Raw genomic sequence first — 10,123 nt, forward strand, 5'->3', positions numbered from 1 at the left:
GATCATGGCTGAGAAGGGCCGCCGCCAACAGCAGGCCCAGCGACAGCACGGCAAGCCCGGCGAGGATGCGCAGCGTGGCGCGGCCCAGCGCCCGGAGCCGTTCGGCCAGGCTTGGCCCGCCGCCGGATCCCGGCCGCCGCCAGGGGGCGGCATCCATCAGCGATTGGTAGCTGGTCGCCAAGGTCGAAACTCCCGCGCGGCGGTGCTGCAGCGCATATGCGCGGGATTCTGCCTGCGGGAGACTCCCCCGGTCAAGAGTCTGTTCCCGGTTTGTGCGACGGTTGTGGCGGGGCCGCCACGCAGCGGCGTCGCCGCGCGGCATAAAAGCGGCCCGGAACCATGGGGAGTTCCGGGCCGGTAAAGGGGAGGACTTTGAAAAGTCCCGAAGCGAGCACAGGAGCCCGAAGGCACCCACACTTCTACATTCAAGAGCCGTGCCAACTGCGCTGCAGAGGGTTGCCGAGAATCTGGTGCAACGATTTGCCCAAAAAAACAGCAGCAGTTTGCGTGTTTGTGACAACTGCCTTGAAAACGGGCAATTCGGGTGCGACAAGCTGGGGGTTGGGGCGTCGGGCGGGCTGCGCTATCAGGTGGCATGGCTGAGACATCTGGCGTTGAGCGGTTCGATTGCATCCTGGTCGGGGGCGGCCTTGTGGGCCAGACTTTGGCGATTGCGCTGGCAGCGCATGACCTGTCCGTCGCGGTGATCGAGCGGGCGGATCCGGATGCGCATATGGCGCCCGAGTTCGACGGCCGGGCGTCCGCCATCGCTTCCTCCACGGCGCGGATGCTGCGGGCGCTGGGGTTCGGGGATCTGCTGGATACCCAGGGCTGCCCGATCAATGCCATCCGGGTGACCGACGGGCTTGACCCACGCTTCCTGCATTTCGATTCAGCCGAGGCGGAGCCGGCCGAGCCCTTGGGCATCATGCTGGAAAACCGGGCGCTGCGCGGCGTGCTGCTGGCCAAGCTGCGCGCGATGCCGGGCATCCGGCTGTTCGCGCCTGCCAGCATCGCGCGAACGGACCGCGGCGCCGACAGGGCGACCGTGACGCTGGCCGATGGCCGGGTGCTGACGGCGCCGGTGATCCTGGCCTGCGACGGGCGCGGATCGCAGCTGCGACAACAGGCGGGCATCCGGCTTGCGACCTGGCAATATGACGCGACCGCGATCGTGACGATGCTGGCGCATGAAAAGCCGCACAACCATGTGGCGTCCGAGCTGTTCTATGCCGATGGGCCGTTCGCGCAGCTGCCGATGACGGACCTGCAGGATGGTCGCCACCGGTCCGCTCTGGTGTGGACGGTGCGGCGCAAGGATGCTGAAGGGCTGAAGGCACTGTCGGCCCGCGCCATCGCGCATGAGGCGGAAAAGAAGATGGGCAGCTTCCTGGGGAAGCTGGAGCTGATCGCGCCGGTGCAATCCTTCCCGCTGAACCTGCAGCATGCCGAACGCTATTGGGCGAACCGGCTGATCCTGGTGGGTGATGCCGCGCATGGCATCCACCCGATCGCTGGTCAGGGGCTGAACATGGGCCTGCGCGATGTGGCGGCACTGGCCGAAGTGCTGTCCGACAGCGCGCGGCTGGGGCTGGATCTGGGCCATCCCGATGTCGCCCGCCGCTATGAACGCTGGCGGCGGAGCGACAATGCCGCGACGGCGATCGCGACGGATGGGCTGGTGCGGCTGTTCGGCGTCCGGGGGCGCACGGCGACCGCGATCCGGGCGACAGGGCTGGGCATGGTGAACCGGATTCCGCCGCTGCGCCGGGCATTCATGAAGATCGCGCGGGGGGAGGCGGGCGACCTGCCGCCCCTGCTGCGCGGGGAGCTTGGCTGAGGCGCCGATCCCGGCCTAGCTGCGGCCGATCTCTCCGCCGCTCGCAAACTGCATCAGCGTCGTCAGCGTGTCGGCCCGGGCCGGAAGCGAGCCGGATTCCAGCAGCGCCTGCCGCTCTGCCTCCGTGAAGGGGCAGACGGTGCTGAGCGTGTTGGTGAGGCTTTCGTCGTCCGCGGATTTCACGGCATCCCAGTCCGCAGACAGGCCCTGCGCCTCCAGATAGGCCTTCAACGTGGATTCGAGATGGGCGCGCGCCACCGGGGCGAGCGGCTCGGCCGGCCCCCAATCCGCCTCGAACGGCGCATAATCCACGCGGGCCTGCCGGTAGGGGGTCGTGGCGGGCAGTTCCTCCAGCAGGCGGAAGCGGGCGAGTCCGGTGAGCGAAATCAGGAAACGACCGTCACCCGTCTCGCTGTACTGGGTGATCTTGCCCAGCGCGCCGATGTCATAGAGCGCCGGCTTCGCCTTTTCGTCGCGCGGCTGGATCATGGCGATCATATGATCATCTGCCATCGCGTCGCGCACCATGGCCAGATAGCGCGGCTCGAAGATATTCAGCGGCATCACGGCGCGCGGCAGCAGGATGGCGCCACCCAGCGGGAACAGCCGGACCTGCCGGGGCAGGTCTGCGATGCTCGCGGGTGGCTGAAGGCTCATCAGGCGAAGAGGATCTGGCTGAGCCGCCGACGGATGCCGACCGACCAGGCATCGCCGAAGCCGACCGCCTCGATCAGCTTCAGCAGCTGGGCGCGGGCGGCGCCCTCGTTCCAGTCCCGGTCGGCAGCGATTGCGGCCAGCAGCTGATCGGCGGCCGCATCGCGCTGCCCGGCCGCGAACAGGGCGCTCGCCAGATCGAGCCGGGCCTGATGGTCGGCCGGGTCGGCGGCGATCCGGGCCTCGAACGCGGCGAGTTCGGCGCTGGGCACCGCGGATTTCGCAAGATCGAGCGCGGCGCGGGCCTGCACGACGGCCTGATCCTTGCTGTCTGCCGGGATGGTGGCGAGGACTTCGGCGGCGCCCTCCACTTCCCCAAGCGCGAGGAGAGCGCGGGCATAGCCGGCGAGGATGTCGGCCCGGTCGGGCGCTTCCTGCGCCAGCGCGGCGAAGGCCTGGGCGGCCTGTTCGGCCTCTCCGCCCGCCAGCAGGGCGTTGGCGGCCTCCACAAGGGCGTCGAGCGAGACCTCCTCGTCCGTCGGGGGCAGGGCGGTCAGCAGCTTGTCGATCCAGGCCTTCACCTCGCGTTCGGATTTCGCGCCGACGAAGCCGTCGACGGGCTGGCCGCCGACAAAGGCATAGACGGTGGGGACGGACTGGATGCGGAACTGGTCCGCGATCAGGCGCTGGCGGTCGATATCGACAGTCACCTGCTTCACCCGGCCCTGCCCGGATTCGGCGACAGCCTTTTCGATCACGGGGGCCAGCTGCTTGCAGGGGCCGCACCAGTCCGCCGTGAAGCGCACCAGCACGACAGATGTCAGCGAGGCTTCCAGCACATCGCGGCGGAAGGCGTCGATCGCGGCGCGGTCGTCGGCGGACAATCCGCCCAGCGGGCTGTTCGGGGGGGAAAGGCTGGCCAAGGCGATGCTCCGGCTTGTCGGTGTCGGCCGTTCATATGGGTGCGAAAAAAGGATTATGGAAGGGGCTTGCGCATGCGCCGATGCTCGGCTAGAGCGCGCCCTCACCCCGGCAGGGCGGCCGAATGCAGCCCTGCCAGATGCCATGGATGCGGGCGTAGCTCAGGGGTAGAGCGCAACCTTGCCAAGGTTGAAGTCGAGGGTTCGAATCCCTTCGCCCGCTCCAGTTTCTGAACCGTCGGGGTTTCGATCCGTTGCCGCTGCGCGGTCGCCTTCGGCTCCGCCCACACCAGTTTCTTGAAATGATCGAGGGTTCGATCCGTTGACCGCATCGCGGTCGCTTTCGGCTGTGCCCGCTCGGCGTCTCGGCCTCGTCGAGAATTCCATTCGTTGGCGGCGCACAGGTCTGTGCCCCGCGCATGAAAAAAGGCCCCCCTTCCCGAAGGAAGGAGGGCCTTTCCTGTTCGTCAGTCGCCGTGGATCAGGCCGTCACGCGGGCCTTGCGGCGGCGGGCCGCGAAGCCGACCAGGCCGAAGCCGGTGATCAGCATCGCCCAGGTGGCGGGTTCGGGAATGCCGCCGACTTCACCGCCGCCGACATTGGTGAACACGAAGCGGAGATCATCATAATCAAGGTCGCCGCCGCCATAGAGGTCTTCGAAGCCGACATACACGCCCGCCGGAATGCCCCAGTCACCGCCACCATAGTTGGCGGAAAAGACATGGGTGATGCCGTCGGCGTTCTGGCTGCGCTGCGAGTAGAAATTGTCACCCGTATTCACGACGCGGATCTTGAACACCAGCGCGTCGCCGGCGCTGACCGGACCGAAGTTGAACGACTGGCCCAGCGCGCTGGTCTGGTTGTTCAGCCCTTCAAGGCCGGTGTCCACGCCGTTCACTTCCAGCCGGAGCCAGTTGGTGTAGCCGGCCGAATGGCCCGCGAAATAGGCGACGATGTCGCCATCCGCAGCGGCGGTGAACGCATAATCCGAGGCGTTGACCACGCCGGGCGTCGGATAGAGCGGGATGGCGGCCTGGGCGGCCGTGGCCGTCCCGAGTGCGACTGCTGCCGCGAGGATAAGATTGCGCATCATAGGCTCCTGCCCCAATTTCAGGCCCCGTTCGGGGCCCCTGGTTGTCAGGATCGGCTTCGGCCGACCTCTGGAAGAAACAAGCAATCTTCATGCCAATTGCCAGTTTCGACTATTCTGAATTTGAATCAATTAGTTGAATGAATCGCCGGGAAGTCTGTGCCGGTCAGTTGTAAAGACGGCCGACAGTTGATCCGGTTAATCGCGGGGCTGGCGGCGGAACCGGCAGGCATAGTGGCGAATTTGTCGCGCCATCGAACTGACATCCAACTGTATTTCAAGTGAAACATCAGTGTCGGGCAACTGTCATGGAAAGGCGGCACGGGGGCGCATTCCGTTTCCTCCCCCGAAAGGTTGCGCCCCGTGAACGTTCGCCTGCTGACCACCTTGCTGTTGTCGTCTGCCATTGCCGCCCCCGCCATCGCCAGCACAGTCGTGGGAACCGTTGCCGATTCCAGCGGCGTGCGCGTGCTGCAGGGCGCGGAGGTGCGCATTCCAGCACTTGGCCGCGTGACGAACGCCGACGCGGCGGGCCGCTACCGCTTCACCGGGCTGCCGGCCGGCACGCACGAAGTGGTGGCGACGTTCGCCGGCGCGGGGCAACAGGTGCAGACGGTGACCGTCGGCGCCGAAGGCACGATGCAGCTGAACTTCGCGCTGGCGCCGGCCGGCACCGAGATCGAGACGATCCTGGTGGTGGGACAGCAAGCCAACATGCTGTCCGCCATCAGCCGCCAGCGCGCGGCCGATACCGTGGTGACGGTGCTGACCCGCGACGCCATCGGCCAGTTTCCCGACCAGAATGTGGCGGAATCGCTTCGTCGCGCGCCGGGCATCAACGTGCTGAACGATCAGGGCGAAGGGCGGTTCGTGGCGGTTCGCGGGCTGGATCCGAACCTCAATTCCACCTCCATCAACGGGGCGCGGGTGCCGGCCACCGGCGGTGACGAGCGGGCTGTTGCGCTGGACGTGATCCCCTCCGAGCTGGTGGAATCGATCGAAATCCGCAAATCGCTGACGCCGGACATGGACGGCGACACCATCGGCGGCTCCATCGAGATCACCACCACCTCGGCGTTCGATCGCGAAAAGGGGTTCGTCAGCGCCAGCGTGGAAGGCGGCTACAACCAGCTGTCTGAAAAATGGTCGCCCAAGATCGGCATGAACTTCGCCCAGCGGCTGACCGAGGATTTCGGCGTTTCGGGCGGCTTTTCCTGGAACCGGCGGAAATTCTCCACCGACAATATCGAGGCAGCGGACTGGACGACGGGCGAGGACAGCGGGCTGGATTATGCCGAGACCATCGAATACCGCGACTATGACGTGGAACGGGTGCGCTGGGGCGGCAATGTCAGCCTGGACTGGCGGCCGGCCGATACCACCACCCTCTATCTGCGCGGGCTCTATTCCAAGTTCGACGACACCGAACTGCGCACCCGGCTGGTGTTCAAACCCGACATCGAGCCGGCGTCCGGCAGCGCCGACGGCTTCAGCTTCGATTCGGCCGACGGCCGGATCGAGGTGCGCCGCGACATCAAGGACCGGCGCGAGTGGCAGACGACCACCTCCATCGTGGGCGGCGGCCGCACCGAGGTGGGGCCGTGGACGCTGGACTATTCCGCCAGCTGGTCGCGCGCCGAGCAGAAGGAAGACGGCTCCATTGATCCGATGCGTTTCCGCTATCGCGCGTCGGGCCCGGGCAGGCTGGGCGTGGACTTCGACTTTGCCGATTGGCAGCGCCCCGGCTTCACCATCACGCAGGGCGAAGCGGCGTTCCTGAACCCCGCGAACTACAGCTTCACCCTGCTGGAGCAGACGACCTACGAGGATGCCGTCGACAAGGAATGGGGCTTCAAGACGGACATCGCCCGCAGCTTTGCGCTGGCGAATGGCGACTTCGAGCTGAAGTGGGGCGGCAAGGCTCGGCTGCGGGAAAAGCGGCAGGCCTTCCAGTATGACGTCTATGACGGTTTCGACGGCAGCTTCACGCTGGCCGATGTCGCCGGGCAGCCCAGCTATGGCCTGGCCGATATCGCGCCCGTGCCTGACCTGGAGGCCGTGCGGACGTGGTTGAAGGCCAATTCGGCGGGGCTGGAGCTGAACCAGCTGGACACCGACCTTGCCTCCAACGCGGAGACCTATGACGCCAAGGAGGATGTGCTGGCGACCTATCTGCAGGGGCGCTTCCAGAACGACAGCATCCGGCTGGTGGGCGGCCTGCGGCTGGAACACACCAGCGTCCACATGACCGGCAATCGGCTGGACCTGGTGGCGGAAGGCGCGACCTGGAACGGCGAGGTGCTGGACGAGGACACGCTGTTCATCTCGCAGATGCAGGTCCGCAACAGCTATACGGACTGGCTGCCCAGCCTGAACCTCCGGGCAGACCTGTCGCCGGAGATCGTGGCGCGGGCCGGCGTGTACCGCTCCCTCTCCCGCCCGTCATTCGGCAAGATGGCGCCGCGCTTCACCATCGAGGAGAATGACGAGGGCGAGCGCGAAGGCACGTTCGGCAACCCGGATCTGAAGCCCTATCGGGCCTGGAACGCGGATGCGGCGATCGAATATTATTTCGCGCCCAAGGCCGTGGTGCAGGCCGGCGTCTTCTGGAAATCCATCAATGATTTCATCGTGGACGCCCAGTTCGAGGACGGGGTGTTCCAGGGTGTGCCCTATACCGAGACGATCATCCCCATCAACGGAGACAGCGCCCGTGTGCTGGGGCTGGAGGCCAGCTATTCCCAGGCCTTCACCATGCTGCCCGCGCCGTTCGACGGCCTGCTGATGAACCTAAACTATACCTTCACCGACGCGAAGGGTGACCTGGCGGACGGCCGCCGCATTCCGCTGCCCAAGGCATCGAAGCACAGCTTCAACGCCGTGCTGGGGTATGACAAGGGCATCTTCTCGTTCCGGATCGCGGGCACCTATCGCGACACCTATCTCGACGAACTGGGCACCGACGCGGAATCGGATCGCTATGTGCGGCCGCACTTCCAGCTGGACCTTTCGACCAAGCTGCGCGTGACCGACAATTTCCAGATCTTCGGGGAACTGGTGAACATCAACAACGCCACCTACACCGCCTATCAGAACGGCCCGACGACCCGGCGGCTGCTGCAGTATGAGGAATATGAAATGACCGCCAAGATCGGCGTGAAGGCGAGCTTCTGATGCGGTGGCTGCTTCTGCTGGGCGTATCGATGCTGGCTGCCTGCGGGCAGGCGGGCCCCCTTTCCGGCCCGGAGACCGAAGCGGCGGACACCGTGACGGTGCCCCCCGCCGCCGAGACGCTGGTGGCCGACAACCCGGCTGTCGACGCGGACGACCCCGTGCTGTGGCGCGATCCCGCCGATCCGGCACGGGCGCTGTGGATCGGCACGGACAAGTCGAAGGGCCTCTATGTCCATGACATCGGCGGCAAGGTCCTCCAGTTCTTCCCCGAAGGGCCGATGAACAATGTGGATCTGCGCAGCATCAGCGTGGGCGGCAAGCCCATGGTGCTGGTGACGGCGGCCGACCGGGGCCAATATGGCGTCCGCGCCTGGCTGCTGGATCCGGCGACGCTCAGGCTGTCCAGCTGGGGCCATATGCCGACGGAGGCCTCCTTCGGAGAGCCTTATGGCTTCTGCATGGGCCAGTTCGCGGGGCGGACCTTTGCAATTGCGAACAACAAGGACGGCGCGGTTCATGCCTATGCCGTGCGCGAAGGCGCGGGCGGCAAGCCGGAGATGACGCCGATGCACCGGTGGAAGCTGGGCAGCCAGACCGAGGGCTGCGTGGTGAACGACGCCACCGGCGACCTTTATGTGGGCGAAGAGGATGTGGGCATCTGGCGCATGAGCCTGGCAGACCCCAAGGCTGCGCCGGTGAAGATCGCGGCCATCGACGGCAAGCGGTTGGTCGCGGACGTGGAAGGGCTGACCCTGATGCGCGATGGCGGCCGCACCTTCCTGATCGCCTCGTCCCAGGGGGACAGCGCCTATGCGGTGTGGGAACTCGCAGGCGGCGGCTATGACTGGATCGGCCGCTTCCGGATCGGCGGGGGCGCGATCGACCCCGTGACCCAGACGGACGGGCTCGACGCCTGGAGCGGGCCGATCGGGGCCTATCCCGAAGGCGCGATCGCGGTGCATGACCATTGCGACGGCGACGGCGCGAAAGATCCCGCCGCCGCCATCTGCGACAGCGATGGCAAGCAGCAGAACTACAAGCTTGTGGACTGGCGGGCGGTGAAGGCCGCGCTGGGGCTGAAGTGAGGCGCTGAGCGCCTGTCAGGCCCGCCCATCCTCGCTGGGGATGGGCGGGCCTGGCAGCCAGTTACGAGCCGGAGCCGGGGTTTTCCGAGAATTCCGATTCAAGCTTGCCGGGCTTGCCCTTCCAGTCATCCGCGTCGGCGGGCGTGTCGCCCTTCACGGTGATGTTGGGCCATTCGGCGCTGAACTTCGCGTTCAGCTCGACCCATTTGTCGAGGCCGGGCTCGGTATCGGGCACGATGGCTTCGGCGGGGCATTCGGGTTCGCAAACGCCGCAGTCGATGCATTCATTCGGGTTGATGACGAGCATGTTCTCGCCCTCGTAGAAGCAGTCCACGGGGCAGACCTCCACGCAATCCATATATTTGCAGCGGATGCATTGCTCGGTCACGACATAGGCCATCGGTGTGTCCCCAATAAAGTCTTGTTGGCTTGGTTCCGCGCTAGCTTGGCGGCGGCGGGCGCGTCAATGGGCGTTCCATGCTGCACCGCCGCAGCGGCTGTCAGGCCGGCACCATCTCCCCGAAGCCGGGGTGCCGCGCCAGATGGGCGGTGGGCGCCGGCAGCAGGGGGGTGTAAAGGCCGCGCGCCTCGGCAGAGGGGCCGCGCTGGTCTGCCAGCAGCTCCACCCGTACGGCGATCACATGCTCGTCTTTCGGGAAGGAGAGGACGCTGCCCGGCCGGACGGTGGCGCAGCTTCGATCGATCACCCGTCCATCCAGCCGCAGGCGCCGGCTTTCGCAGAGTTTCTGGGCCTCGCTGCGGGAGGCGGCCAGCCTCGAGAACCACAGCCATTTGTCGATGCGCATGCCCCGTTCATACACCAAGCGGCAGTCTCCTCTCCGTCAAGAGCGCGTCTCCCCCGATCCGGCGAGCAGGGCGCCCAGGTTGGCAAATGGATTGGCGGCGCTGGCCGGCGGCGCGGCGGGCTGCCGGGTGCGGGCCTTGCGTTCGGGTGCGAAGGCGAAGCCGCCCTTGCCGCTGCGGAAGCCCAGCGCGGCCATCAGCGTCTCGAACTCGCGCGGGCGCAGGCCGAGCGCGGAAACGAGGGCGGGATCCGGCTGGAACCCTGCGCCGCCGGCCCGCGCTGCCAGCCGCTGGGCGTGCAGTTTCTGCGCGGTGCGGTCCGCCATGTCGACGCGGACGGCGAAATCCTTCAGCGCCCAGAACCCTGCGACGGCATAGAAGCCGGGCGGCGCGGCGGGATCGGTGCGCAGGGCGGTCAGGCCGGGGCGTGGCGGGGGCGGCATATGACCCACCCCGTTTGCGACGCCCCACAGGGCCAGCCGCCAGCGCGTCGCTTCGGGGCGCAGCGCCTGCGCCGCATAGACATGGGTGACCCCAAGCCGGACGCCGGCGCGGG

9 protein-coding genes, 1 tRNA gene and 1 pseudogene are annotated in these 10,123 nt (G+C 66.8%); 4 read left to right on the forward strand and 7 right to left on the reverse strand.

Annotated elements, in window-relative coordinates; all coding sequences use genetic code 11:
* Nucleotides 1-181, reverse strand: a 181-nt coding sequence (locus ACE3O8_RS11165; protein ID WP_374389747.1) for a hypothetical protein, incomplete at its 3' end; no start/stop codon positions are given.
* Nucleotides 182-595: 414 nt separating this feature from the next.
* Between ACE3O8_RS11165 and ACE3O8_RS11170 the strand changes: the two genes are divergently transcribed.
* Nucleotides 596-1,840 (forward strand): UbiH/UbiF/VisC/COQ6 family ubiquinone biosynthesis hydroxylase, encoded by a 1,245-nt coding sequence (locus tag ACE3O8_RS11170; protein ID WP_374389749.1) that lies wholly within the window; start codon nucleotides 596-598, stop codon nucleotides 1,838-1,840.
* A gap of 15 nt (nucleotides 1,841-1,855) precedes the next feature.
* On the opposite strand, the gene ACE3O8_RS11175 is transcribed toward ACE3O8_RS11170, so the two are convergent.
* Both ACE3O8_RS11175 and ACE3O8_RS11180 read right to left on the reverse strand, forming a co-directional pair.
* Nucleotides 1,856-2,497 (reverse strand): LON peptidase substrate-binding domain-containing protein, encoded by a 642-nt coding sequence (locus ACE3O8_RS11175; RefSeq protein ID WP_374389751.1) that lies wholly within the window; start codon nucleotides 2,495-2,497, stop codon nucleotides 1,856-1,858.
* On the reverse strand, nucleotides 2,497-3,417 hold the full coding sequence (locus ACE3O8_RS11180) for a tetratricopeptide repeat protein (RefSeq protein WP_374389753.1): 921 nt from the start codon (nucleotides 3,415-3,417) through the stop codon (nucleotides 2,497-2,499). The genes ACE3O8_RS11175 and ACE3O8_RS11180 overlap by 1 nt, the downstream gene beginning before the upstream one ends.
* Nucleotides 3,418-3,565: 148 nt before the next feature.
* Between ACE3O8_RS11180 and ACE3O8_RS11185 the strand changes: the two genes are divergently transcribed.
* Nucleotides 3,566-3,640 (forward strand) — tRNA-Gly (locus tag ACE3O8_RS11185).
* A gap of 255 nt (nucleotides 3,641-3,895) precedes the next feature.
* Here the strand turns inward: ACE3O8_RS11185 and ACE3O8_RS11190 are convergent.
* On the reverse strand, nucleotides 3,896-4,504 hold the full coding sequence (locus ACE3O8_RS11190) for a PEPxxWA-CTERM sorting domain-containing protein (RefSeq protein WP_374389755.1): 609 nt from the start codon (nucleotides 4,502-4,504) through the stop codon (nucleotides 3,896-3,898).
* Between the two features lie 363 nt (nucleotides 4,505-4,867).
* Between ACE3O8_RS11190 and ACE3O8_RS11195 the strand changes: the two genes are divergently transcribed.
* Entirely contained in the window at nucleotides 4,868-7,678 is a 2,811-nt protein-coding gene (locus ACE3O8_RS11195; RefSeq protein ID WP_374389757.1) for a TonB-dependent receptor, read from the forward strand.
* On the forward strand, nucleotides 7,678-8,763 hold the full coding sequence (locus ACE3O8_RS11200; RefSeq protein WP_374389759.1) for a phytase: 1,086 nt from the start codon (nucleotides 7,678-7,680) through the stop codon (nucleotides 8,761-8,763). The genes ACE3O8_RS11195 and ACE3O8_RS11200 overlap by 1 nt, the downstream gene beginning before the upstream one ends.
* A 61-nt stretch (nucleotides 8,764-8,824) precedes the next feature.
* On the opposite strand, the gene fdxA is transcribed toward ACE3O8_RS11200, so the two are convergent.
* From fdxA to ACE3O8_RS11215, 3 genes and pseudogenes are all read right to left on the reverse strand, one after another.
* On the reverse strand, nucleotides 8,825-9,163 hold the full coding sequence (gene fdxA / locus ACE3O8_RS11205) for a ferredoxin FdxA (protein WP_374389761.1): 339 nt from the start codon (nucleotides 9,161-9,163) through the stop codon (nucleotides 8,825-8,827).
* Nucleotides 9,164-9,263: 100 nt separating this feature from the next.
* Nucleotides 9,264-9,584, reverse strand: coding sequence for a S4 domain-containing protein (locus ACE3O8_RS11210; protein ID WP_374389763.1), 321 nt, complete (start codon nucleotides 9,582-9,584; stop codon nucleotides 9,264-9,266).
* A gap of 21 nt (nucleotides 9,585-9,605) precedes the next feature.
* A pseudogene (locus tag ACE3O8_RS11215) lies at nucleotides 9,606-10,123 on the reverse strand (helicase); the annotation flags it as partial.

The organism is Sandaracinobacter sp., from assembly GCF_041909755.1.
GTDB lineage: Bacteria > Pseudomonadota > Alphaproteobacteria > Sphingomonadales > Sphingomonadaceae > Sandaracinobacteroides.